Genomic DNA, 25,045 nt, shown 5'->3' on the forward strand with positions numbered 1-25,045 from the left:
ACTCAGCAGCTCGCCGTACTGGTCTCGGCAGGCTGTGCGGTCTGCCGTCGAACGCAGGCGTTATTCCACGGAAGCGGACGCTGACCGCCAATCTGACTGGCGAAAGACGCCCTAGGTATAACCACAGCTGCGCTATGGGCCAGAGGTTATTATCGCCGGCGGCGGCAGAGGCTTATTGTTCACTGGCGTGGGCAGTCGCCAGCACTGCCCTGTCGTGCGAGGGGCCGCCTATGACTCGTTTACCTCATGCCACCAGCAGCACACCCAGCTCCGAGAGGTCTGCGGAAAAACTGCTGGAGATCGTTCGGCAAACCGTGGCCGAATTGCGCCCGTACGCTGCCGAGGGTTTGCGAGTGAGCTTGCACAGCGTACTGGATCGCGACCTGGGCTTGGACAGCCTGGCGCGGGTGGAGCTGTGGTCACGGGTCGAGCGTGAGTTCGGCGTGCGCTTGCCCGAGGAGCTGTTCGCCGCGGCGGAGACCCCGGATGATCTGTTGCATGCCCTGCAGCACTTCGAGTGCGCCGCACCGGAGCCTCAGCAGGGGGGCGATGACTACCGGCCAACCGCGCTGACCGACGACCTGGCGCCGGACCAGGCGCAGACCCTGGTCGAGGTGTTGGACTGGCACGTGCAGCGACATCCTCAGCGCATCCATGTGCGCCTGTTGGGCGACGCCGAGCAGAGCGACGATATCAGCTATGCCGCCTTGCGCGAGGGCGCCGCAGCCGTGGCCGCCGGCCTGCAGCGCCGCGGTCTGAGTCCCGGGCAGCGGGTGGCGTTGATGCTGCCCACCGGCCGCGATTTTCTCCATGGCTTCTTCGGTATTCTCCTGGCCGGCGGTGTGCCGGTGCCCATCTACCCGCCCATGCGTCTGTCGCAGATCGAGGAGCATCTGCGGCGCCAGGCCGGCATTCTCGGCAACGCCGAGGCCTGCATGCTCATCACCGTGGTCCAGGCCAAGCTGCTGGCCCGGCTGCTCAAGCCGCAGGTGCCGAGCCTGCACGAAATCGTCACGGTGGCCGAGCTCGGCGCCGACTCCGATGCCTTCGTCGCGCCCTTGCGCCAGGCGCAGGACCTCGCTTTTTTGCAGTACACCTCGGGCAGTACCGGCCAGCCCAAGGGGGTGATGGTCAGCCATGCCAATCTGCTGGCCAATCTGCGGGCCATGGGCCGGGCGTTACGGGTCAGCGGCGATGACGTATTCGTCAGCTGGCTGCCGATGTACCACGACATGGGCCTGATCGGCGCCTGGTTCGGCAGTCTGTACTACGGCTTTCCTCTGGTGCTGATGTCGCCGCTGGGCTTCCTCGCCCGGCCGGCGCGCTGGCTGTGGGCCATCCATCGCTATGGCGGCACCCTCTCGGCGGCGCCGAACTTCGCCTATGAGCTGTGCCTGAGCAAACTCGACGAGGCCGTGCTGGAGGGGCTGGATCTGCGTCGCTGGCGCCTGGCGCTGAACGGCGCCGAACCGGTCAACCCCGACACCCTGCAGCGTTTCGCCGAGCGTTTCGCTGGCTATGGCCTGGCCGCCAGTGCGCTCACCCCGGTGTATGGTTTGGCCGAGGCGACCCTGGGCGCGGCCTTCCCGCCGCTGGAGCGCGGACCCTTGATCGATCGCGTGCAGCGCGAGGCGTTCCAGGCGCGCGGCAAGGCACTAACCGCCGCCGCGGACGCAAGTAATGTGCTGCGTTTCGTCGCCAGCGGCCGGCCGTTGCCAGGGCACCAGTTGCGTATCGTCGATGGCAGTGGCATCGAACTGCCCGAGCGCACCGAAGGGCACCTGCAGTTCAAGGGGCCGTCGACCACCGGCGGTTACTTCCGCAATCCGCAGGAGAGCCAGCGCGTGCGGCATGGCGACTGGCTGGACTCGCTCGACCTGGGCTACATGGCCGCGGGTGAGGTCTACCTCAGCGGCCGGGTCAAGGACCTGATCATCCGCGGCGGGCGCAACATCTACCCCTACGACATCGAGACGGCAGTCGGCAACCTGCCGGGCCTGCGCAAAGGCTGTGTGGCGGTGTTCGGCTGTGGCGATGCGGCCAGCGGCAGTGAGCGGCTGGTGGTGCTGGCGGAAACCCGTGAGCAGGAGCCGGCGGCGCGACAAGGCTTGCAGCAGGCGATCAGCCGGGTCGCCCTCGACCTCACCGGCGTGCCGCCGGACGATATCGTGCTGGCGCCTCCGCACAGCGTGCTGAAGACCTCCAGCGGCAAGATCCGTCGCGCCGCCAGTCGCGAATTGTATGAGCGTGGTGAAGTGGGCCAGCCGCAGCGTGCGGTGTGGCGACAACTGCTGCGCCTGCTGCAGGCGGCCGTGCAGGCGCAAGCCGGGCGTTATTGGCGAGCGCTGTGCGCGGCGCTGTATGCCGCTTACTTCTGGATCTTGCTGCTGCTGATCGGCAGCCTGACCTGGCTGGCGGTGGCGCTGCTGCCGCGCCTGGCCTGGTGTCGCCGGATGGTGCGAATGGCCGCGCGGCTGTTCTTGCACCTGGCCGGGGTGCCACTGAGCGTCGAGGGTTTGGCTCAGCTACGCCTACCGGAGGTGCGCGTGCTGGTCGCCAACCATGCCAGCTACCTGGATGGGCTGGCGCTCTGCGCGGTGCTGCCGGCCGAGTTCAGTTTTGTGGCCAAGCGCGAGTTGGCCGAGCAACGAATTGCCGGGCGCTTCCTGCGCAAGCTGGGCACCTGTTTCGTCGAGCGCTTCGATGTACAGCGCAGCGCCGCCGATACCGAGCGCCTGGCCACTGCCTTGCAGGCCGGACAATCGCTGGTGTTTTTTCCGGAGGGCACCCTGACCCGCGAGCCGGGCCTGCTGCCGTTTCGCATGGGCGCCTTCGTGCTCGCCGCGCGCACCGATGTGCCGCTGCTGCCAGTGGCCATACGCGGCTCGCGGATGGTCCTGCGTGACGGCCAATGGTTCCCCCATCGCGGTGAGATTCGGGTCAGCGTCTGCGGTCATTTGCTGGCACAGGGCCGCGACTGGCTGGATGCAATCAAGCTGCGCGACCAGGCGCGGCAAGTGCTGCTGCAACGCCTGGACGAGCCCGATCGGCTGCTGCTGGCGAGTTGATTCATGCCCAGCAGCAGGCAGCAAAAAGCCCGCCGAGGCGGGCTTCTTAGCGAGCGTGGATCAGTGGTGTTTGTGTTTCTTGTGCTTCTTGTGTTTGTGCTTATGTCCATGGTCGTGGTCATGACCATGGCCGTCATAGCTGTCTCGGCGGCTGTCGTTGGCCATCTCGTTACCCAGTGCGCCGCCGGCGGCGCCACCGAGACCGGCACCGATGGTCGAGCCGGTACTGCCGCCGAGTTTGCCACCGATCACCGAGCCGCCTGCGGCACCCAAGCCGCCGCCCAGGGCCGCTTCGGTCTTGTTGCCGTCTCGCGCGGTGATGACTCCACCGGCCGCGCCGCCAACCCCGGCGCCGACCGCCGCGCCGGTGCTGCCACCGACTTGTTGGCCGATCACGTTGCCGAGGACGCCGCCAACACCACTGCCGATGGCGACCTTGCTGCTATCGCCGGCAAAGGCGGCGGGTATGCTCAGGGCGCTCAGTAACAGCGCAGAAATAAGTGTGCGCATAGGGAAGACCTCAAAAAGAATCGGATGCCCGGGTTTCGGGCCTGTCAGCAGCGAACGCTTGCCAAGCTGGTGGCGCATTCTTCGGTCGCTCGGCTAAGCCGGCAACGTTCATCTGCAACCCTGTATTAGGTTCTGATCTATCAACAAGTTCCCCTCCGCTGGTAGCGAGGGGGCTCTTCGTGGTCACCCGCTAGCGTGCGATGGAGTCTCAATCGTCGTAGTGGTGACGGTGCTTGCGATGCTTGCGGTGTTTGTGGCCGTGGCCGTGGCCATGCCCGTGACGGTGACGGTCATCACGGTAGCGGTGGCCGTCACGGTAATCGCGACGATCGTCGTCGCGGCCGCCGAAGTTGTTGCCCAGGGCGCCACCGGCACCGCCACCGAGGGCCGCGCCGATCAGGCTGCCGCTGGTGCCGCCGAGTTGCCGGCCGATGACGTTGCCACCAGCGCCACCGAGGGCGCCGCCGATGGCCGCTTCGGTACGGCTGTGACGGTCGGCACCGACCACGCTGCCGGCCGCACCACCGACACCGGCACCAATGGCACCGCCGGTGTTACCGCCGACCTGCTGGCCGACCACCGCGCCGAGCACCCCACCCAGGGCGCCACCAATACCGGCTGAGGTATTACCCGCGAACGCGGCGCCACTGGCCAGGCTCAGGGACAGAACAAGCATCGAGGAGTACTTCATGGTGAGGAGAACCTCCGTGTGAATATGGCCGCGATCCTCGTTGCCTCTTGGTGTCTGCGCAAGCCTCTGCCGACGAACTGCATGACTTTGTTCAAGGTTGGTAAATATTTGTTTTTAACGGAGAACTTAAGGGTTTTCGCTGGGTCTGAGGCTTCTTGGTGCGTCGTGTTTGGGCGCTATTTCTGGACTGAAATGCTGGCCATCTGCCCGTTTGTGTCGCGTCACCTGAGGCCATTTAACCGGGCCGTACACACCACCAAACGCAGTTCGGCTGCCCCATCCGCGGGCTTAAGATGCAACTGACTGGTTAGGCGCCATAGGGCGCCTACAGCTGGCTTCCACTGTATCGCTCTACAGCAGGCTTTCCTTGCTCCACAGCTCCAGTGCCTGGGTCAGTGGCAGCACCTCGCCGGGGCGGCTCAGGGCGTAACCCGGCAACTGACCGATGCGCGCCTGGAACTCGGGATTCTGCAGCACCTTGAGCAGGGCGCCCATGGCCGGCAATTGCAGGCTGTCTTCGCGGCAGAGCAAACAGTAGTGCTCGCGGGCCATGGGAATGAAGGTCAGGCCAAACTGGCGCGCCGCCGCCTCGACGCCGAAGCCGGCGTCGGCCATGCCGCTGGCGACATAGGCGGCGACCGCCGCATGGGTGAATTCCTCGTTGTGAAAGCCATTGATCGCCGTGCTGTCCAGGTTGTCGCGGCGCAGCAGGCCTTCCAGCAGCATGCGCGTACCCGAGCCCTGCTCGCGGTTGACGAAGCGCAGGTTGCCACGCAGCAGGTCGGCCAGTTGATGGACGTCATGCGGGTTGCCGGGGGCGAGGATCAGCCCCTGGGTGCGCACGACGAAGGTGATCACCCGTTGATCGGCGCGCAGCCAGGGTTGGATGCGGCTCATGCTCAGGGCGCCGAGCGGCCCTGAGGGCACATGCAGGCCGGCCACCTCGCAGTCGTGGCGCTGCAGGGCGATCATCGCCTCGCTGCCGCTGCGAAATTGCACCTCCCATTGCCAGCTCGAATCCTGCTCCAGCCATTCGCGCAATGCGGCCACGGCGAAGCCGTGACTGGCGTGGATGCGCAGGCCGGGGTTGCTCGCCTGCAAGACCCGGTTCAGTTCCAGCTCCAGCTCGCTGGCCAGGTTGTCCAGCTGCGGCGACAGGCGTGCACGTATCCGTTGGTCGGCCCACAGCAGTTTCTCGCCGAGCGGGGCGAGGTGCGCACCCTTGCCGCGCGCCAGGATGATCAGCGGGGTGCCGAAGAATTCCTGCCACTTGCCCAGCAGGTTCCAGGCATGCCGATAGGAGTAGCCGGTGCGGGCTGCGGCCTCGGTCAGCTTGCCGGTGTCGTGTACCGCTTGCAGCAGCGCCAGGCCTTGCGGGTCAAGGCTGCTACCGTCGTTCTGGTGGAAGCGCCAGCGTGGCTGGATATCGATGCGGATCATATGCTAGGTACTTCATATTTGATCGAGAGGTGGCCCATGATACTTTGCGTCATCGGGCAAATTTCAGCCTGATTATAAGAACTTTATTTCATATGTGGCGGCCCGTTAGGGTGACGCCAGAAATAACCGACTCATCAGCCGTGAGTGAGTCGAGTTATTTCCTAGACAGCACCGGCTTTACCCGCCGGCTGGAGCTTCGAACATGGCCACTCTTCCCCAGCGCTTCGACCCCGAGCAGTGCCAGGCCGTTACCCGTGAGGTGCTGGCCGCCCACCGGGATCAGCCGGGCGCGCTGCTGCCCATCCTCCACGACATCCAGGATCGCCTCGGCGCCGTGCCGCCCGAGATGCTGCCGCTGATCGCCGAGGACCTCTGCCTGTCGCGCGCCGAGGTGCACGGGGTGGTCAGTTTCTACCACGATTTCCGCGCCAGCCCGCCCGGCCGCCAACACCTCAAGCTGTGCCAGGCCGAAGCCTGCCAGTCGATGGGGGTCAAGGCGCTGACCGCGGAGCTGCAGAGCAAGCTCGGCCTGGAGCTGGGTGAGACTCGCGAAGACGGCAGCCTGACCTTCGAGGCGGTGTACTGCCTGGGCAACTGCGCCTGCGCGCCGAACGCCATGCTCAACGGCGAGTTGCACGGCCGCGTCGATGCCGAGGGCCTGCTGGCCCTGTTGGCCGAACAGGAGACACAGGCATGAGCGAGGCGACTATGAGTGCAGGTACTTTGACCGTCTACGTGCCGCGTGACGCCACCGCCCTGAGCCTGGGTGCCGACCGGGTGGCCCAGGCCATCGCCGCCGAGGCCAAGGCGCGCAACCTGGAAATCAAACTGGTGCGCAACGGCTCGCGCGGGCTGTTCTGGCTCGAGCCCATGGTCGAGGTCAACACCCCGGCCGGTCGTGTGGCCTATGGCCCGGTCAAGACCAAGGACGTGCCGGGCCTGTTCGACGCCGGCTTCCTCGAAGGCAAGGCGCATGCGCTGGGCCAGGGCCTGACCGAAGAGATCGACTACCTCAAGCGCCAGGAGCGCCTGACTTTCGCCCGCGCCGGGATCACCGATCCCTGGTCGCTGGACGACTACATTGCCCACGACGGCTACCGCGGCCTCAAGCGCGCGCTGAGCATGGCGCCCGAGGCCATCGTTGCCGAAGTCACCGAATCCGGCCTGCGCGGTCGTGGCGGCGCGGCCTTCCCCACGGGGATCAAGTGGCGCACCGTGGCCGGCTGCGAGGCGGCGCAGAAGTACATCGTCTGCAACGCCGACGAAGGCGACTCCGGCACCTTCTCCGACCGCATGGTGATGGAAGACGACCCCTATGTATTGATCGAGGGCATGACCATCGCCGGTCTCGCCGTCGGCGCGACCATGGGCTATATCTACCTGCGCTCTGAATACCCGCACGCCGAGGCGGCGCTGACCGCGACCATCGCCAGCGCCTACGCCGCCGGCTACCTGGGCGACGACGTGCTCGGCAGCGGCAAGGCCTTCCATCTGGAGCTGCGTCGCGGCGCCGGGGCCTACATCTGTGGCGAGGAAACCGCGCTGCTGGAAAGCCTCGAGGGCAAGCGCGGCACCGTGCGGCCGAAGCCGCCGCTGCCGGCCATCGAGGGTCTGTTCGGCCAGCCGACGGTGATCAACAACGTGATCTCCCTGGCCTCGGTGCCGATCATCCTCGACAAGGGCGGCGCCTACTACAAGGACTTCGGCATGGGCCGCTCGCTCGGCACCCTGCCGATCCAGCTGACCGGCAACATTGCCCGTGGCGGCCTGATCGAGAAGGCCTTCGGCGTCACCCTGCGCGAGCTGCTGTATGAATACGGCGGCGGCTCGGCCAGTGGCCGGCCGATCCGCGCGGTGCAGGTAGGCGGCCCGCTGGGCGCCTACCTGCCGGAATCGCAGTTCGACACCCCGCTGGACTACGAGGCCTTCGCCGCTCTCGGCGCGGTGCTCGGTCACGGCGGCATCGTGGTGTTCGACGACACGGTCGACCTGGCCGAGATGGCCCGCTATGCCATGGAATTCTGCGCCATCGAGTCCTGTGGCAAGTGCACGCCCTGCCGGATCGGTTCGACCCGTGGCGAGGAGCTGCTCGATCAGATCATCGTGGCCCGCTCGGAAGGTCCGCAACCGGGTCGCATCGAGCTGCTCAAGAGTCTCTGCGACACCATGCTCGGCGGTTCGCTCTGCGCCCTTGGGGGCATGACCCCCTACCCGGTGATGAGCGCCCTCAACCACTTTCCCGAGGACTTCGGGGTGTCGCCAGACACCACCGAAGCCCGCTGATCCGGAGGCGTCCTCATGGCCCTGTATCGTGAACTCGACTATGGCACCCCAGCCCGTACCGGCGCCCCGGTAACGGTGGAAATCGACGGCACTGCCATTACCGTGCCGGCTGGCACTTCGGTGATGCGCGCCGCGCAAGAGGCCGGCATCTCGGTGCCGAAGTTGTGCGCCAGCGACAGCCTCGAGCCGTTCGGCTCCTGCCGCCTGTGCACCGTGGAAATCGAAGGCCGCCGCGGTTATCCGGCGTCCTGCACCACCCCGGTGGAAGCCGGCATGAAGGTCCGCACGCAGAGCCCGAAGCTGGCCGAACTGCGCCGCGGCACCATGGAACTGTACATCTCCGACCACCCGCTGGACTGCCTGACCTGTTCGGCCAACGGCAACTGCGAGCTGCAGGACATGGCCGGCGTGGTTGGTCTGCGCGAGGTGCGCTACGACCCGGTGAAGACCCACCTGGCCGAGACCAAGGACGAGTCCAACCCCTATTTCAGCTACGACCCGGCCAAGTGCATCGTCTGCAACCGCTGCGTGCGCGCCTGTGAAGAAGTGCAGGGCACCTTCGCCCTGACCATCGACGGTCGCGGCTTCGACTCGCGCGTCGCCGCCGGCCAGGACGAGGATTTCCTCGACTCCGAGTGCGTGTCCTGCGGCGCCTGCGTGCAGGCCTGCCCGACCGCCACGCTGATGGAAAAGTCGGTGATCGAGATGGGCCAGGCCGAGCGCAGCGTGATCACCACCTGCGCTTACTGCGGCGTCGGCTGTTCGTTCAAGGCCGAGGTCAAAGGCAACGAAGTGGTGCGCATGGTGCCGAACAAGGATGGCCACGCCAACCACGGCCACTCCTGCGTCAAGGGCCGTTTCGCCTGGGGTTACGCCACCCACCCGGACCGCATCGCCGCGCCGATGATCCGCGACAGCATCGACCAGCCCTGGCGCACCGTCAGCTGGGACGAGGCGATCAGCTACACCGCCAAGCGCTTCAAGGACATCCAGGCGCAGTACGGCCGCGACTCGGTCGGCGGCCTGACCTCCTCGCGCTGCACCAACGAAGAAGCCTACCTGGTGCAGAAACTGGTGCGCGCCGCGTTCGGCAACAACAACGTCGACACCTGCGCGCGGGTCTGCCACTCGCCGACCGGCTACGGCCTCAAGGTCACCCTCGGCGAGTCCGCCGGGACCCAGGACTTCGACTCGGTGCTGAGCGCCGACGTGGTGCTGGTGATCGGTGCCAACCCCACCGACGGCCACCCGGTATTCGCCTCGCAGCTCAAGCGTCGCCTGCGTGAAGGCGCCCGCCTGATCGTCGCCGACCCGCGCGGCATCGACCTGGTGCGCTCGCCGCACATCAAGGCCGATCATCACCTGCAGCTGCGTCCGGGCAGCAACGTCGCCCTGCTCAACAGCCTGGGTCACGTCATCGTCACCGAAGGGTTGGTCGACGAAGCCTTCGTCGCCGAGCGCTGCGAGGCCGAGGCCTTCCAGCAATGGCGCGATTTCGTCGCCGATGAGCGGCAGAGCCCCGAGGCCCTGGAAGCCTCGACAGGCGTGCCTGCTGCCGAAGTACGCGGCGCCGCACGGCTGTACGCCCTCGGCGGTAACGCGGCGATCTACTATGGTCTCGGCGTGACCGAGCACAGCCAGGGCTCCTCGACCGTGATGGCGATCGCCAACCTGGCCATGGCCACCGGAAACATCGGCCGCACCGGCGTCGGCGTCAACCCGCTGCGCGGGCAGAACAACGTGCAGGGTTCCTGCGACATGGGTTCCTTCCCCCATGAGCTGCCGGGCTATCGTCACGTTTCCGACCCGGTGGTGCGTCCGCAGTTCGAAGAGGCCTGGGGCGTCAAGCTGCTCGACGAACCGGGCCTGCGCATCCCCAATATGTTGGCTGCCGCCCATGCCGGCACCTTCAAGGGCATCTACATCCAGGGTGAAGACCCGGCGCAGTCCGACCCGGACACCCAGCACGTCACCGACGCGCTGAAGGCCATGGAGTGCGTGGTGGTGCAGGACCTGTTCCTCAACGAAACCGCCAAGTTCGCCCACGTGTTCCTGCCGGGCGCTTCGTTCCTCGAGAAGAACGGCACCTTCACCAACGCCGAGCGGCGCATCTCGCCGGTGCGCAAGGTGATGCCGGCGCTGGCTGGCAAGGAGGACTGGGAAGTCACGGTGGCGCTGTCCAACGCCCTCGGCTACCCGATGAACTACAGCCATCCGTCGGAGATCATGGACGAAATCGCTAGCCTGACGCCGACCTTCACCGGGGTCAGCTACGCCAAGCTGGAGCGCATGGGCAGCATTCAGTGGCCGTGCAACGACGAGGCGCCGGAAGGTACGCCGATCATGCACGAGGACGCCTTCGTGCGCGGCAAGGGTCGCTTCATGGTCACCGAGTACATCCCGACTGAGGAGCGCACCTCGCGCAAGCGCCCGCTGATCCTCACCACCGGGCGGATTCTCTCGCAGTACAACGTCGGCGCGCAGACCCGGCGCACCGACAACGGTGCCTGGCACTCCGAGGACGTGCTGGAACTGCACCCGGTGGATGCCGAGGATCGCGGGATCAAGGACGGTGACTGGGTCGGCATCAACAGCCGCGCCGGCGAGACGGTGATGCGCGCGGTGGTGACCGAGCGGATGCAGCCGGGGGTGGTCTACACCACCTTCCACCATCCGGAATCCGGCGCCAACGTGATCACCACCGACAACTCGGACTGGGCGACCAACTGCCCCGAGTACAAGGTCACCGCCGTACAGATCAGCAAGGTGGAAGCGCCTTCGCAGTGGCAGGATGAGTTCCAGGCCTTCACCAAGGAGCAGCTCGACCTGCTGCCGCGGATCAAGGTGACCCAGCTCTAAGCGCCGCTGACAGCGGGCGATCCGCGTGATCGCCCGCCGTCATTCTTCTTCCGCTGTTCGACCGCCAGAGGTTCGCAGATGGGCATGAACGCCACACAATTGATCAAGATGGCCAACCAGATCGGCGCCTTCTTCGCCTCACAACCCAACCCCGAGCAGGCGCGCGCGGATTTCGCCATGCACCTGAAGAAACAATGGGACCCGCAGATGCGCACCGCGCTTTATGTGCACATCGATGCTACCGCCGGTGAAGGCCTCAGCGCCTTCGCCCTGGAGGCGATGCAGGGCCTGCGCGAGCAGATCGAACCGCTGGCCAGGAGCGCCTGATCGACTGTCCGCCACACTGACCTCGAGCAGACGCAACGCCCAACAAGAAGCCCGCATCGCGCGGGCTTTTTGTTGGGCGGGAAGATAGGCGCGCAGGTCTCGGCAGCTGCCGCTTCTGAGCTCAGCGCGTTGCAGGCGCTATCGAAAAGTACGGGCTAATCCGCTGCAAGAGCAGTTCGGCTCGGGCTGACAATGGCCATTCCGCACGGTGCAGCAGCCACAGGGTGTCGACCACGGCAGGCGTTCCCTCTATCACATGGATGGCGTCCTGCCGTGGGAACGCCAGGCGCGCATAGCGTGGAATCACCGTGAAGCCCAGGCCGCGAGCCACAGGCTCGAGGATCAGACCGATCTGGTTGGTGAAGCCGTGGCAGGGCAGGCTGCGCACGCCTGGGCCGCCGGGAAAGCGCCGGCTGAGCAGACGCCCGGCCATGGCTCGGCCATCCGGGTGGTCGATGAAGCCGAGGCGATCGAGATCGGCCCAGCAATGCACCTGTTCGCCAGCGGGCACCACCAGCTCCAGTGGTTCCTCGGCGAAGCGGCTGACGCTCAGGCGCGGGTCGTCCGGCTTGAGGGTGACCAGCCCGAGTTCGAAGCGGTTATCCAGCACCGCCTCAAGCACTTCGCGGTCCGGGGCAAAGCGATGGCGGATGCTCAGGCCCGGGTGCGCCTGTTGCAACTCGAGCAGGTAGGGATAGAGCGCCAGGCCGATGCTCCCCGGGCTGATCAGGCCGATCTCACCCTGCTCGGCGTCGGCCTCGGACAGGCGCTGCTGCAAACGCTGGTCGGCGGCGCCGACCTCGGCGCAGTAGTCGAGCAAGGCGCGGCCGGCGGGGGTCAGTTCGAGCTGGCGCGGACGGCGGATCAGCAGTGGGCCCAGGCGTTCTTCCAGGCGCTGCACGTGCTGGCTGACGGCAGCCTGAGTCAGGTCCAGGCGCTCGGCGGTGCGGGTGAAACTGCCCTGCTCGGCGAGGGCGGCGAAGGAGCGTAGCCATTGCGGGTTAAGCATAACGATCTCTTATTGAAATCATAATCTGATGATTATTTTGATTATGAGTCGACGTGCCTAGACTGGCCACCCTTCACTCACCACGAGGCACTGTTCATGTCCAGCGTCTATCCGCGCAGCTTTTCCCACATCGGCCTGTCGGTCACCGATCTCGACGCCGCTGTGAAGTTCTACACCGAGGTCATGGGCTGGTACCTGATCATGCCGCCGACCACCATCAGCGAAGACGACTCGGCCATCGGCGTCATGTGCACCGACGTATTCGGCGCCGGCTGGGGCTCGTTCCGCATCGCCCACCTGTCCACCGGTGACCGTATCGGCGTGGAAATCTTCCAGTTTCGCAATGCGGTAAAACCGCAAAACAACTTCGAGTACTGGAAGACCGGAATATTCCACTTCTGCGTCCAGGATCCCGATGTGGAAGGCCTGGCCGCCAAGGTGGTCGCCGCTGGCGGTAAGCAGCGCATGCCAGTGCGTGAATACTTCCCGGGCGAGAAGCCGTTCCGCATGGTCTACATGGAAGACCCCTTCGGCAACATCCTGGAGATCTACAGCCACAGCTACGAGCTGACCTACGCCGCCGGCGCCTATACCTCGGGCTAAACCCTCCCGGGGCCTGGGGTCGGGCTTGCGTTCACCGCAGGCTGTGGTGGTTGCTCATCGACCCGAGGCGGGCGGGGCCGCGAGTGGCTCTGGCGCCGGGCTGTACACCCGCGGTGCGCTGCGGTGCGGCAGGTGGATCAGGTTGAGGCGGTGTTTGCGCGCCCAGTCGACGGTCAGGCTGGTGGGGGCGGAGAGGCTGACCAGGGTGCCGATCTCGGCGCGCACGGCCTTGTGGATCAGCTCCAGGCTGCACCGGCTGGTGACCACGGCGAAGCCGCTATGGCGCTCGATACGCTCGCGCAGCAGGGCGCCGATCAGCTTGTCCAGGGCATTGTGCCGACCGATGTCCTCGCGGCACAGGCGCACCTCGCCCTGGCCATCGACGAACACCGCAGCGTGCAGGGCGCCACTGTGCCGGGCCAGTTGCTGGGCGGCGCCGATGCGTTCGCGCAGGTTATCGAGGTGGGCGGCGGGGGGCAGCGCGCTGCCGGGCAACACCTTGAGTTGTGGCAGCGCCTGCTCCAGGGCTTCCACGCCGCACAGGCCGCAACCGCTGGTGCCGGCCAGTTGCCGGCGTTGCTGCTTGAGCGCCCAGAAGGCGCGGTTGCTGATGTCGACCTCGGCATTCAGGGCGGCACCGCTGCGCTTGAGGCGGATGTCGTAGATCTCGTCGATCGAGTCGACCAGGCCGCCGCTCAGGCTGAAGCCGGCGATAAAGTCTTCCACCGTCGAGGGCGAGACCATCATCACCGCATGGCTGATGCCGTTGTAGCTGATGGCCAGGGCGCACTCTTCGGCCAGTACGGCATCGGCCACCACGCTTGGCGCGCCCAGTTCGGCGTAGGCGTAGACCTCGCCGTCGTGACGGGGCACCTCGGAGGCCTGAGCGGTGGGGGAAGTGAAGGCGGCGCGTGTCATGGCTGAGCGTCTCTGCATACGGCTTATTGGCCTAGCCTAAGCCCGCCGGGCGCGGGCGTCTAATGGCGATTACCGTGATGCCGAGCGCGGATACTGGCAGGTCGTTTTTCAATAGGCCCGCTGACTGTTCACGGCCTAGGTTGCAAGGATCAGGGCAGCAGCTCGCGGTAATCCTCCACCGCGGCGAACTCTTCGGTGTCCTTCGGGCCTTGCCGGCTGTCCGGCTCGCGTACCGCCAGCAGGTGGCCGATGCCGTAGGTGCGGGCGCTGCGCAGCACGGGCAGGCTGTCGTCGATAAACAGGCTGCGCGCCGGGTCGAAGGCGAGGTCCTGCTGCAGGGCGAACCAGAACTGCTGGTGTTCTTTGGCGAAGCCGTAGTCGTGGGAGCTGATCAGGCGATCGAAATAGGGTGCCAGTTCGATGCGTTCGAGCTTCAGCGACAGCGAGTCGCGGTGCGCGTTGGTGATCAGCACCACGCGCTTGCCTGCCGCACGGATGGCGGCGAGGAAGGTGTCGGCATCCGGGCGCAGGGCGATCAGCTCGGCGACCTCGCGCTTGAGGTCGGGGATCGACAGTTTCAGCTCGCGGCTCCAGAAATCGGTGCAGTACCAGTTGAGCTGACCGGCGTGCTGGCGGAACAGCGGCAACAGTTCGGCGTCGGCCAGTGCCCGGCTGATGCCGTGGTGCTCGGCGTAACGCTGCGGCAGGTGCTCGAGCCAAAAGTGGTTGTCGAAGTGCAGGTCGAGCAGGGTGCCGTCCATATCCAGCAGGACGGTGTCGATCTCGCTCCAGGGCAGTGCTTGCATGCTGGCTTCTTCTACTGAGGAGTGGCGGGTGTCGCAATTTGGCCGGCGATAGTCGTCGCAGTGAACTCGGTGTCAGGGACAATCGCCGTTGGCGGAGTATGATAACCCGCCCACTCACGCCAAGGAGCCGCACCATGCGTCAGAAGCCCACCGTACTCGCCCGCGAGATAGTCGCCAGCAGTCGTTTGTTCCGGGTCGAGGAGCTGCAGCTGCGCTTCAGCAACGGGGTGGAGCGTACTTACGAGCGGTTGGTTGGCAAGGGCGTCGGCTATGGCGCGGTGATGATCGTGGCGATGGTCGATGAGCAGCATGCGTTGCTGATCGAGGAGTATTGCGGCGGCACCGACGACTATCAGCTGTCGCTGCCCAAGGGGTTGATCGAGCCGGGCGAGGACGTGCTGGCGGCGGCCAATCGGGAGCTCAAGGAGGAGGCCGGTTTCGGCGCCCGCCACTTGGAGCACCTGACCGAGCTGAGCCTGTCGCCCGGTTACATGAGCCAGAAGATCCAGGTGGTGCTAGCCTCCGATCTCTACGAAGAACGCCTGCCTGGTGACGAGCCGGAGCCGATGCGGGTCGACAGGGTCAACCTGCGTGAGCTGAGCGAGTTGATGCAGCATCCACAATTCAGCGAGGGTCGCGCCCTGGCGGCGCTGTACCTGGCGCGTGATCTACTCATTCAGCGTGGAGAGTTTGTCCTATGAGCCATCCCTTGATTCCCTCGGTTATTGCCCTGGTCCGCGCCGCTGGCGCAGCGACCCTGCCGCATTGGCGGGCCAATGTCGCGGTCAGCGAGAAGGCCGATGCCTCGCCGGTGACCGCCGCCGACATGGCCGCGCACCACATTCTCAACGATGGCCTGGTGGCGCTCGACCCGAGCATCCCGGTGCTGTCGGAAGAGGCGGCGAATATCGCCCTGAGCGAGCGTGCGCAATGGACGCGCTGGTGGCTGGTCGATCCGCTGGACGGCACCAAGGAGTTCATCGCCGGCAGCGAGGAATTCACCGTCAACGTCGCACTGATCGAGCAGGGGCGGGTGGTGTTCGGGGTGGTGGGCATCCCGGCCACTGGTCGCTGCTATTACGGCGGCGCCGGCCTGGGTGCCTGGCGCGCCGAGGCGGATGGCAGCGAGCAGCCGATCAGCGTACGCCTGGCGCCCGAAGACGCCTTTACCCTGGTTGCCAGCAAGCGGCATTCCAGCCCGGCCCAGGAGCGTCTGCTGGAAGGCTTGAGTGAGCGCTTCGGTGATTTGCAGCTGATCAGTGTCGGCAGCTCGCTGAAGTTCTGTCAGCTCGCCGAGGGCAGCGCCGATTGCTATCCACGCCTGGCGCCGACCTCGCAGTGGGACACCGCCGCCGCCCAGGGCGTGCTGGAGGGTGCCGGTGGCGAAGTGCTGACGCTCAAGGGTGAAGCGCTGAGCTATGAGGCGCGCGAGTCCCTGCTCAACCCGTCCTTCCTGGCCTTGCCCGCCGCCGCCGAATGGCGCGCCGAACTGATCCAGCTGGCCCGCGCGCTGGACTGAGGTGCGAGGCTTTGGGTAGCCCGGATGCAATCCGGGGATGCTACGAGCCCCAAACCCTCCCCGGATTGCATCCGGGCTACGGGGTGGTGGCTAATCTATCTGCGGCAGGTGGAGCGATGGGTATCGCTGCGCTCAACCCAGCCTACAAGGCTCTACAGAGATGGGTAGCCCGGCTCAGTCGAGCATATCGCTGTAGCGATCGTCCTTCTTGAACACCAGCGGCTGGGCGAAGCCCGGCACCTTGAGCTGTTCACTGTCGATCTCGATGGCCTTGTCGTCGATCAGGTCGTTGCCAAAGTTGTAGATGATCTGCAGCTGACCCTGCAGAGCCTGCTGGTCGTACTCTTGCGCGGCGGCGCGGGTCTGTTCGCGGCGCGTGCAATAGGCGTCGAAGGCGGCCGCACCGTGGCGTTTGCGCAGCATCTTGTCGACCACGTGCGGGGCCAGCACCAGGGCGCTGGCATTGTTGCCGCCGAAGCCCTTGGAGTTGATGAAGCACACGTCCAGGGCCTCGTTGCCGAGCTGACGGTCCTCGGTGGCGATGCTCAGGTGTTGCTGTTGCACGTCGTCGGCGACTGCGTCGATGGTCTTGATCCCGGGAATGATGCCGTACTTGAAACTGCCCAGGGCGGCGATCAGCTGGTCGCCGCTGGCGCTGGCCAGGGAGTGGCCGACAAACGCCTTGACCGCGGTGACCGGCCAGCTATCGATGGCGAAGGTCGCGGCGATGCGGTCGAGCAGCTCGGACTCTGTGACTCGGTTGGCCGGGGTGCTGGAACCGTGGGCATGGACGAAGCTGCGCTGGCGCACCGCGTCGCTGCCGAGCAGGTTCGCCGCACTGGCCACGGCCTTAGCCATGGTCAGGTAGTTGCCCGGACCGGGGGCGGAAATGGACTTCTTGAAGCCGTCGGCGTTGATGAACACATCCGGCACCGCACCGTGGATGTCGGCGCCCAGCTCCAGGGCCAGCTCGTCGTCCATCAGCACCACGAACTGACAGGCTTCGGCCAGGGTGAAGCCGCAGTTCTCGCCGAACGGGCGGCTGGCGCGGCGGAAGTCTACCTGCTCCTTGCCCTCGATCTGGCGCAGACCGTCCTCGGTGGCCAAGGCGCCCATGGCGCCGTAACCCTCGATGCATTCCTGGTTGATCGGCGCTTCGCTGCTGCCGACGATGACCACCCGCGCCTTACCCGAACTGATCTGTTCGATGCCTTTCTGCAGGTTGTAGAGGAAGGTCGCGCAGGCGCCGGTGATGCTGCCGGTGGTGCCGACGCTGCCGAGCACGTAGGCGTTGATGAAGTCCGCCGGCATGCTGTTGAGGCCCAGGGCCAGCTGCTTGGCGGTGACCCGGCCACCCTTGAGGCGCGACTGCATCAGGCCGCCGAAGCCGTTTTCGTCGAGCTGGCTCATGATGCAGCTGGCGAACACCGCTATTTCATCCGGCGCCACGCGGTCGACGATCGACTGCCAGGGCAGGCCGGTGGAGCGTAATGCGTCGGTGACCCCGACCACGGCCATGCTCAGGCCGCGCGGGTGGAAGCGCGAATTGTAGTGCTCGCTCGGCTCGAACCCGGTCGGCAGTTGGCCGGCGGACTTCACCGGCAGGGCGCGGTAGCTGTCGACCTTGAACTCGCAGTTGTCGTGCAGGGTGACCCGTACTTCGGTGGCGTTCAGCGGCTCTACCGACCAGTTGGCCGGTAGCGGCTCGGGCAGCTGCTTGCGGTTGCTGGTGAAGCTCAGCGCGCCGCCTTCTGCGCCGGCGACGCTGATGTTCTTGTGCCAATGGGCCGCGTCGACGTCCAGGTGCTGCTTCTCGATGCGCCGCACCAGGGTCGAGGCGAGGATCTGCTCGGCGAAACGGCTATCGATCTCGGCCAGACTGAGCACGCTGCCGTCTTCGCTCTGGTAGGCGCCGTCGACCACGCGCAGCAGTTTCAGCATCACCGCCAGGCCAGCGAGGGTTTCCTGGCGGGCCTGGGTGGTCATCGATTCGATCACAGTACGGCGAAAGCCGTGGTGAAAGGAGCTGCGTCCGGCTGCGTTATAACCACCAAAACCAACGATTACGGGTAAGCGAGACATCACGCGGGAAACTCCTTCAAATTAGTACGCCAGGACAAGCGCAGATGATGCTGTGCAGGCTTGTCACGCAGCGTTGCGCCCCTCTAACGCGGGAAAAGGCCGCGGGGCGAGCGCCGGCTCGACTGTTCGGATGCCTATGCTGACGTGGTTTGTGACCTGTAAGTCACTGCTGCGACCAAGGTAGCACTTCGTAAAGACCTTGTGTCTGTTAGGGTTTCTCGGTAACACGGTTCGGCTGGAGAACAATAATGCACAGCGTTAACCCTTACGAATACGGCATGCCGCGCGACGCGGCCAACTTCCAGGCACTCAGCCCGCTGAGCTTTCTTGAGCGCGCAGCCAGTGTCTATCCGCAACGTCCGGCGCTGATCAACGGCGCCCTGCGCCAGACCTGGGGCGAGACCTACAGCCGCTGCATCCGCCTGGCTTCGGCCCTGGCCCAGCGCGGCATCGGTCTGGGCGATACGGTGGCGGTGATCGCGCCGAACGGCCCGGCCTTGTTCGAGGCGCACTTCGGCGTACCGATGTGCGGCGCGGTGTTGAATGCCATCAATACCCGCCTGGATGCCGAGGCCATCGCCTTTATCCTGCAGCACGGCGAAGCCAAGGTGCTGCTGGTCGACAAGGAGTTCGGCGAGCTGGTGCAGCGCGCGACCAGCAATCTGCCCAAGCGGCCGTTGATCATCGGCATCGACGATCCCGAGTACCAGGACGGCCAGCTGATTGGCGAATTCGACTACGAGGCGCTGCTCGCCGAGGGCGATGCCGACTATGCCTGGCAGATGCCCGCCGACGAGTGGCAGGCGATCTCGCTCAACTACACCTCGGGCACCACGGGCAACCCCAAGGGGGTGGTCTACCATCACCGTGGTGCCCACCTGAATGCGCTGTCCAACGCCATGTGCTGGGACATGAGCCGCTTCCCGGTGTACCTGTGGACGCTGCCGATGTTCCACTGCAACGGCTGGTGCTTCCCCTGGGCGCTGGCCGCCTATGTCGGCACCAGCGTGTGCCTGCGCGCGGTGCGCGCCGAGGCGATCTACCCGCTGATCGCCGAACATGGCGTCGATCACTTCTGTGGCGCCCCCATCGTGTTGAACATGCTGGCCAACGCCGCCGATGAGTTGAAGGCGCTGAAGAACTCGCCGGTCAAGGTGCTGACCGCCGGTGCGGCGCCGCCGGCTGCGGTGATCGAGGCCATGGAGGCCCTGGATTTTCGCGTCACCCACGTCTACGGCCTGACCGAGACCTACGGCCCCAGCGTGGCCTGTGAGTGGAAGGCTGAGTGGGACGAGGAAACTCCACAGGAGCGGGCCCGTCTCAAATCGCGTCAGGGCGTGCGTGCGCCGCTGCTCGACGGCCTGATGGTAGCTGACCCGGAGACCTTGCAACCGGTGCCCAAGGACGGCGAGACCATCGGCGAAATCATGATGCGTGGCAACGTGGTGATGAAGGGCTACCTGAAGAACCCTACGGCGACTGCCGAGTGCTTCGCCGGTGGCTGGTTCCATTCCGGCGACCTGGCGGTGTGGCATGCAGACGGTTATGTGGAGATCAAGGACAGATCCAAGGACATCATCATTTCCGGCGGCGAGAACATCTCCTCGATCGAGGTGGAAGACGTGCTCTACCGCCATCCGCAGATACTGGAAGCCGCGGTGGTGGCCATGCCCAGCGACAAATGGGGCGAAACTCCCTGCGCCTTCGTCACCCTCAAGCCGGGCGTCGAGCTGACGGCTGAGCAGGTGATCGCCTTCTGCCGGCAGCATATGGCGCGCTTCAAGGTGCCGGGTGCGGTAGTGTTCAGCGCCCTGCCGAAAACCTCCACCGGCAAGGTGCAGAAATTCGTCCTGCGTGAGCAGGCCAGAGCGCTGGCGGCGAGCGGACAGACGGCGGCCTAGGTTGGGCGCCATGTTGCGCGGGTGGACCCGGCCCGCGGCCGTCGCTCGCAGGCTGAAAGCCACCCTCTAAATAGAGCAAAAAACTAGCTTGGCATGCAGCAGACCCATGTAGGAGCCAGCTTGCTGGCGATGCTTTTGTGCTGTTTGTCGGCCCGGATCGCCAGCAAGCTGGCTCCTACACCAAGCGCAAAAAAAGCCCGGCTCAAAGGCCGGGCGCGGTGTGCACATCGAGCACTAAAGGGTTGCCGGTCAGTTCATGCCCAGCCAGTTCGGCAGCGCCATGGATACCGCCGGGATATAGGTGATCACCATGAGGAAGCCCAGCAGCAGCATCAGCCACGGCCAGGCCGCGCGGATCACCGAGGTCAGTGGCATGCCGGTGACCGCCGAGGTTACGAACAGGTTCAGCCCCACCGGCGGGGTGATCAGGCCGATCTCCATGTTCACCACCATGATGATACCCAGGTGGATCGGGTCGATGCCCAGTTGCACGGCAATCGGGAAGAGGATCGGCGCGAGGATCAGAATGATCGCCGAGGGCTCCATGAACGCGCCGGCGATCAGCAGCACGATGTTCACCACCATGAGGAACTGCCAGGGTTGCAGGCCGGCTTCGATCACCCAGGCGGTGATGGTCTGGGGAATCTGCTCGGTGGTCAGCACGTGGGCGAAAAGCATGGCGTTGGCGATGATGAACATCAGCATGATGGTCAGCTTGCCGGACTCCAGCAGCACCTTGGGGCACTCGCGCACAGTCATGTCCTTGTACACGAACAGCGCTACGAAGCCGGCATAGACCGCCGCCACCGCGGCCGCTTCGGTCGGGGTGAACATGCCGGTGTAGATGCCGCCGAGGATGATCACCATCAGCAGCAGGCCCCAGATCGCCTTGCGCGCGGCGCGCATGAACTCGCGGAAACTGGCGCGCGGCAGGGCCGGCAGGTCCATTTTGCGCGCGACGATGTAGATCGCCACCATCAGGGCCACACCCAGCAGCAGGCCAGGGACCACGCCGGCCATGAACAGCTTGCCGACCGATTGCTCGGTGGCGGCGGCATACACCACCATGACAATCGACGGCGGAATCAGGATACCCAGGGTGCCGGCGTTGCACACGATGCCGGCGCCGAACGCCTGCGGGTAACCGGAGCGCACCATGCCGGCGATGGCGATCGAGCCGACCGCGGCCACGGTCGCCGGCGAGGAGCCGGACAGCGCGGCGAACAGCATGCAGGCCAGCACCGCGGAGATCGCCAGGCCGCCACGGATATGCCCGACGCAGGCGTTGGCGAAGTCGATCAGGCGTTTGGCCACGCCGCCGGTGGTCATGAAGGCGCCGGACAACAGGAAGAACGGGATCGCCAGCAGGGTGTAGTGCTCGCTGGTCTCGAACAGCTTGATCGCCAGCGAACGCACCGAGTCCGGGCTGAACAGCATGATGGTCACCGAGCCGGCCAGGCCGAGGGAGGCCGCCACCGGTACGCCGATGAACATCAGCAGGAACAGCAGCACGAAGAGGAACAGGATGGTCATTACTTGGGTTCCTTGTGCTGGGGTTCGTCGTGTTCGGTCAGCTTCATCGCCTCGGCGGCTTCATCCGCGAGGCCGAGACCGGTCTGCTGGTTGCGCAGAATGCGTACGAGAATTTCCAGGAAGCGGATAAATACCATGGCGTAGCCGAACGGCACGATCAGGGTGATATGCCACTGCTTGATCCCGTAGTGGCCGAGGTCTTCGGCACCGATGCCGGCGATAAACAGGGTACGTACCCAGTCGAAGCTGGCCACGCTGATCAGCCCGGCATAGCCCAGGCAGGCGAGGCAGGCGATCAGGCCGATGACCCGTTGCACCGGCTTGGTCGCCAGCTTGACCAGCGCGTCGACGCCAATGTGCCCGGCGGTGCGCACACCATAGGCCAGGCCGAAAAAGATCAACCAGGCGAACAATGCCTTGGTCAGGGAGATGCTCCAGGTCATCGCCTGGGCCATCTCGAGAATGCTGTCGCCGATGGCGAACAGGCTTTCGCTGGCGGCAGGCCAACGGTCGGCGAGGTTGTAGAACAGGGTGTAGAGGTTGTTGAGGATGACGTAGACGAATGTCACCAGCGTCATGGCGGCCAGGAGGAAGGCGATAAAGCCTTCCTCGAAGTGGTCCCAGACGCGCCGCAAGGCGTTCATGGATAGCTTCTCCCGATACGGAGTTGGAAAGATCGTAGGGTGGGAGGCCGTGGCGCCGTCCCACCAGTTGCAGCGTGTCGATGCACAGGGCATCGATGGTGGGCCAGGGCCTGGAAGCGCCTGCCCACCCTACGGCTCTCCGGCCTTACTGCTGGTTGGCGGCTTCGGCGGCCTTGATCAGGTCGGCGCCGATATCGCCCTCGAACTTCTTCCACACCGGCTTCATGGCGTCGCGCCACTTGCCGCGCTGCTCCGGGGTCAGCTGAATGATTTCGCTGCTCTTGGCGTCGACGATGCTCTGCTTGGCCTCCTGGTTCAGCGCGTCGGCCTGCTTGTTCACTTCGGCAGCCACTTCGACGTTGATCTTCTCCAGCTCGCTGCGCACCTCGGCCGGCAGGCCGTTCCAGAAGCTGGTGTTGGTGATCAGCATGTAGTCGAGTACGCCGTGATCGGACTCGGTGATGAACTTCTGCACTTCATGCATTTTCTGCGAGTAGATGTTCGACCATGGGTTCTCGGCACCGTTGACCACGCCGGTCTGCAGGCCCTGGTAGACCTCGGCGAAACTCATCTTGCGCGGGTTGGCGCGCACAGCCTTGAACTGCTCCTCGAGTACGGCGGAGGCCTGCACGCGGAACTTCAGGCCACGTGCATCTTTCGGCTCGTACAGCGCCTTGTTGGCGGACAGTTGCTTCATGCCGTTGTGCCAGTAGGCCAGGCCGGTGATGTTCTTGCTTTCCATGGACTTCAGCAGGCCCTGACCGGCAGCGCTCTGCTGGAAGCGGTCAACCGCAGCGATGTCGTCGAACAGGAACGGCAGGTCGAAGACTTGCAGTTGCTTGGTGTACTGCTCGAACTTGGCCAGGGAGGGGGCGATCAGCTGCACGTCACCCAGCAGCAGGGCTTCCATTTCCTTGCCGTCACCGAACAGCGAGGAGTTGGCGTAGACCTCGACCTTGACCTGGCCAGGCAGACGCTCTTCGGCGAGCTTCTTGAACAGCAGTGCGCCTTGACCCTTGGGGGTGTTCTCGGCAACGACGTGGGAGAATTTGATCACGATCGGCTCGGCCGCTTGGGCCATGCCGGCGATGGCCAGTGACAGGGCGCAAGCCAGTGCTTTGGCAGTCAGATTGAACATGCGGGTGCTTCCTCTTGTTGTGATTATCACGTTGGGCGCCGCGGCGCCGGAAACGGGCGGACAAGAGCAAGTCTAGGTTGTCTGTCGTAAAGCGACGGACGCTGGGCAGCGATGGCCTGGACTTGTACTTGTTGGGTTCGCCTGGTGATAAACAAGAGCAACGGGCATGCCAAACCGAGAAAGTATCTCCGTAGGCTGGGTAGAGCAGCGCGAAACCCGGCTGTGATCGACGCTTGAGCTGGGTTTCGCTGCGCTCTACCCAGCCTACGGGGTGTCGGTCGGGGCAGGAGTTGGCGGGAATCCGCCAGTCAGTCGAGGTCGTCTGGCGAGCTTCCGCCAGTGTCGGCGAAGCTCAGCCCGTGCTTGCGCAATTTGTCGTGCAGGGTCTTGCGCGGAACGCCGAGAGCCTCGGCCAGGCTGCGTAGTGAGCTGTGCGAGCGGCTCAGTTCGGCGGCAATCAAGGCACGCTCGAAGGCTTCGACCTGCTCGCTGAGGGTGCTGGGCGTCGCTGGATCTGATCCCGGGCTGTGCAGGTCGATCTCCAACTCCAGACCAAGATCGAGCCCCAGGGCAAAGCGCTCGGCAGCGTTCTGCAGCTCGCGCACGTTGCCCGGCCAGGTGTGGCGCAGCAGCAGGGCGCGTTGCCCCGGTTGCAACACGCGGCCGGGCAGGCCGTGGCGGCTGCTGGCGGCATCGGCGAAGTGCTGGAACAGCAGCAGGCTGTCTTCGCCGCGTTCGCGCAGCGGCGGGATGCGCAGCGGGGCGACGTTCAGGCGGTAATACAGGTCGGCGCGAAAACGTCCCTGATCGGCGGCCTGACGCAGGTCTTCCTTGGTCGCGGCGATGATGCGGATGTCCAGCGGAATCAGCTGGTTGCCGCCGAGGCGTTCGACCACCCGCTCCTGCAGCAGGCGCAGCAGTTTGACCTGCACCTCCAGGCTCATGCTTTCGATTTCGTCGAGGAACAGGGTGCCGCCATTGGCGAACTCGAACTTGCCGATGCGGCGCTTCTGCGCACCAGTGAAGGCGCCCGGTTCGTGGCCGAACAGCTCGCTCTCCACCACCGACTCGGCCAGGGCGCCGGCATTGATCGCGACGAAGGGACCATCGCGGCGGTTCGACAGATCGTGCAGGGCGCGCGCCACCACCTCCTTGCCGGCACCGGTTTCGCCGAGGATCAACACGTCGGCGCCGATGTTGGCCAGGGCGCCGATCTGCTCGCGCAGGCGCTGCATTGCCGGCGACTGGCCGACCAGGCGCGCGCCGAGGGCCTGGCGATCGGACAGCGCCAGGCGCAGGCTGCGGTTATCCAGCACCAGCTGGCGCAGGGCCAGGGCGCGGCGCACGCTGTCGAGCAGGTCGCCGCTGGCGAAGGGTTTCTCGAGAAAGTCGTAGGCACCGGCGCGCATCGCCTGGACCGCCAACGGTACGTCGCCGTGACCGGTGATCAGCAGCACCGGCAGTTCGGGGTCCTGCTCATGCAGCTGGCCGAGCAGCTCCAGACCGTCGACGCCCGGCATGCGAATGTCGCTGACCACCACGCCCGGCCAGTCGCGGCCGATGCGCGCGGCGACGCCACGGGCGTCTGCCAGGCTGACCACGTTCAGTCCAGCCAGGTCGAGGGTCTGGCTCAGGGCCTGGCGCAGATGGGGGTCGTCGTCGATCAGCAGCACTTGGCTGCGGGCGTCGAGGCTGGTCATGGAGCAAAATCCTC

The 25,045-nt window shown here is 65.5% G+C and carries 20 protein-coding genes; 9 read left to right on the top strand and 11 right to left on the bottom strand.

Annotated elements, in window-relative coordinates; genetic code table 11:
* Window positions 1-230 precede the first annotated feature (230 nt).
* A complete protein-coding gene (locus TMS3_RS04595; RefSeq protein WP_025164078.1) occupies window positions 231-3,068 on the top strand; it encodes an AMP-binding protein in 2,838 nt (945 codons plus the stop codon).
* A 60-nt stretch (window positions 3,069-3,128) separates the two neighbouring features.
* On the opposite strand, the gene TMS3_RS04600 is transcribed toward TMS3_RS04595, so the two are convergent.
* From TMS3_RS04600 to TMS3_RS04610, 3 genes are all read right to left on the bottom strand, one after another.
* A complete protein-coding gene (locus tag TMS3_RS04600; protein ID WP_025164079.1) occupies window positions 3,129-3,578 on the bottom strand; it encodes a glycine zipper domain-containing protein in 450 nt (149 codons plus the stop codon).
* A 208-nt stretch (window positions 3,579-3,786) separates the two neighbouring features.
* Window positions 3,787-4,269 (bottom strand): glycine zipper 2TM domain-containing protein, encoded by a 483-nt coding sequence (locus tag TMS3_RS04605; RefSeq protein ID WP_025164080.1) that lies wholly within the window; start codon window positions 4,267-4,269, stop codon window positions 3,787-3,789.
* A 351-nt stretch (window positions 4,270-4,620) separates the two neighbouring features.
* Window positions 4,621-5,709 carry a substrate-binding domain-containing protein gene (locus tag TMS3_RS04610; RefSeq protein WP_025164081.1) on the bottom strand — a complete coding sequence of 363 codons (1,089 nt, stop codon included), beginning with the start codon at window positions 5,707-5,709 and terminating at the stop codon, window positions 4,621-4,623.
* 202 nt (window positions 5,710-5,911) lie between these two features.
* Between TMS3_RS04610 and TMS3_RS04615 the strand changes: the two genes are divergently transcribed.
* The 4 genes from TMS3_RS04615 to TMS3_RS04630 all read left to right on the top strand — a co-directional run bounded on the left by TMS3_RS04615 (window position 5,912) and on the right by TMS3_RS04630 (window position 11,178).
* Window positions 5,912-6,406: a formate dehydrogenase subunit gamma gene (locus tag TMS3_RS04615; protein ID WP_025164082.1), complete on the top strand. Its 495-nt coding sequence runs from the start codon at window positions 5,912-5,914 to the stop codon at window positions 6,404-6,406.
* On the top strand, window positions 6,403-7,992 hold the full coding sequence (locus TMS3_RS04620; protein ID WP_235576607.1) for a formate dehydrogenase beta subunit: 1,590 nt from the start codon (window positions 6,403-6,405) through the stop codon (window positions 7,990-7,992). Before TMS3_RS04615 ends, TMS3_RS04620 begins: the two co-directional genes overlap by 4 nt.
* 15 nt (window positions 7,993-8,007) lie before the next feature.
* Window positions 8,008-10,851 (top strand): formate dehydrogenase subunit alpha, encoded by a 2,844-nt coding sequence (gene fdhF / locus TMS3_RS04625; protein WP_025164084.1) that lies wholly within the window; start codon window positions 8,008-8,010, stop codon window positions 10,849-10,851.
* Window positions 10,852-10,935: 84 nt separating this feature from the next.
* Entirely contained in the window at window positions 10,936-11,178 is a 243-nt protein-coding gene (locus tag TMS3_RS04630) for a formate dehydrogenase subunit delta (RefSeq protein ID WP_025164085.1), read from the top strand.
* A 121-nt stretch (window positions 11,179-11,299) separates the two neighbouring features.
* Here the strand turns inward: TMS3_RS04630 and TMS3_RS04635 are convergent, their stop codons facing one another.
* Window positions 11,300-12,187 carry a LysR family transcriptional regulator gene (locus tag TMS3_RS04635; RefSeq protein ID WP_025164086.1) on the bottom strand — a complete coding sequence of 296 codons (888 nt, stop codon included), beginning with the start codon at window positions 12,185-12,187 and terminating at the stop codon, window positions 11,300-11,302.
* A 96-nt stretch (window positions 12,188-12,283) separates the two neighbouring features.
* Here TMS3_RS04635 and TMS3_RS04640 point away from each other — a divergent pair, with 96 nt between their 5' ends.
* Window positions 12,284-12,790, top strand: a complete 507-nt coding sequence (locus TMS3_RS04640; protein ID WP_025164087.1) for a lactoylglutathione lyase family protein — start codon at window positions 12,284-12,286, stop codon at window positions 12,788-12,790.
* A 54-nt stretch (window positions 12,791-12,844) separates the two neighbouring features.
* Here TMS3_RS04640 and fdhD read toward each other — a convergent pair whose 3' ends face one another.
* Complete coding sequence (fdhD, locus tag TMS3_RS04645; protein WP_025164088.1) at window positions 12,845-13,708, bottom strand: formate dehydrogenase accessory sulfurtransferase FdhD; 864 nt, start codon at window positions 13,706-13,708, stop codon at window positions 12,845-12,847.
* Window positions 13,709-13,857: 149 nt separating this feature from the next.
* The gene (gene yrfG, locus TMS3_RS04650; protein ID WP_025164089.1) at window positions 13,858-14,514 is read right to left on the bottom strand and encodes a GMP/IMP nucleotidase; all 657 of its coding nucleotides are present in this window, start codon (window positions 14,512-14,514) and stop codon (window positions 13,858-13,860) included.
* Between the two features lie 134 nt (window positions 14,515-14,648).
* Between yrfG and nudE the strand changes: the two genes are divergently transcribed.
* Both nudE and cysQ read left to right on the top strand, forming a co-directional pair.
* On the top strand, window positions 14,649-15,215 hold the full coding sequence (gene nudE / locus TMS3_RS04655) for an ADP compounds hydrolase NudE (protein ID WP_025164090.1): 567 nt from the start codon (window positions 14,649-14,651) through the stop codon (window positions 15,213-15,215).
* Entirely contained in the window at window positions 15,212-16,033 is an 822-nt protein-coding gene (gene cysQ, locus TMS3_RS04660) for a 3'(2'),5'-bisphosphate nucleotidase CysQ (RefSeq protein WP_025164091.1), read from the top strand. Before nudE ends, cysQ begins: the two co-directional genes overlap by 4 nt.
* Window positions 16,034-16,207: 174 nt before the next feature.
* Here cysQ and TMS3_RS04665 read toward each other — a convergent pair whose 3' ends face one another.
* Window positions 16,208-18,115, bottom strand: coding sequence for a beta-ketoacyl synthase (locus tag TMS3_RS04665; RefSeq protein WP_025164092.1), 1,908 nt, complete (start codon window positions 18,113-18,115; stop codon window positions 16,208-16,210).
* A gap of 248 nt (window positions 18,116-18,363) precedes the next feature.
* On the opposite strand from TMS3_RS04665, the gene TMS3_RS04670 reads away from it, so the two are divergent.
* On the top strand, window positions 18,364-20,016 hold the full coding sequence (locus TMS3_RS04670; RefSeq protein WP_025164093.1) for an acyl-CoA synthetase: 1,653 nt from the start codon (window positions 18,364-18,366) through the stop codon (window positions 20,014-20,016).
* Between the two features lie 249 nt (window positions 20,017-20,265).
* On the opposite strand, the gene dctM is transcribed toward TMS3_RS04670, so the two are convergent.
* The 4 genes from dctM to TMS3_RS04690 form a co-directional block, all read right to left on the bottom strand.
* Window positions 20,266-21,549 carry a C4-dicarboxylate TRAP transporter large permease protein DctM gene (gene dctM, locus TMS3_RS04675; protein ID WP_025164094.1) on the bottom strand — a complete coding sequence of 428 codons (1,284 nt, stop codon included), beginning with the start codon at window positions 21,547-21,549 and terminating at the stop codon, window positions 20,266-20,268.
* Window positions 21,549-22,193 carry a TRAP transporter small permease gene (locus TMS3_RS04680; protein WP_025164095.1) on the bottom strand — a complete coding sequence of 215 codons (645 nt, stop codon included), beginning with the start codon at window positions 22,191-22,193 and terminating at the stop codon, window positions 21,549-21,551. The genes dctM and TMS3_RS04680 overlap by 1 nt, the downstream gene beginning before the upstream one ends.
* Before the next feature lie 145 nt (window positions 22,194-22,338).
* On the bottom strand, window positions 22,339-23,331 hold the full coding sequence (gene dctP / locus TMS3_RS04685; protein ID WP_025164096.1) for a C4-dicarboxylate TRAP substrate-binding protein DctP: 993 nt from the start codon (window positions 23,329-23,331) through the stop codon (window positions 22,339-22,341).
* Window positions 23,332-23,639: 308 nt separating this feature from the next.
* Complete coding sequence (locus TMS3_RS04690) at window positions 23,640-25,031, bottom strand: sigma-54-dependent transcriptional regulator (protein ID WP_025164097.1); 1,392 nt, start codon at window positions 25,029-25,031, stop codon at window positions 23,640-23,642.
* Window positions 25,032-25,045 lie beyond the last annotated feature (14 nt).

Origin of the sequence: Pseudomonas taeanensis MS-3 (assembly GCF_000498575.2) — a bacterium.
Classification (GTDB): Bacteria; Pseudomonadota; Gammaproteobacteria; order Pseudomonadales; family Pseudomonadaceae; genus Aquipseudomonas; species Aquipseudomonas taeanensis.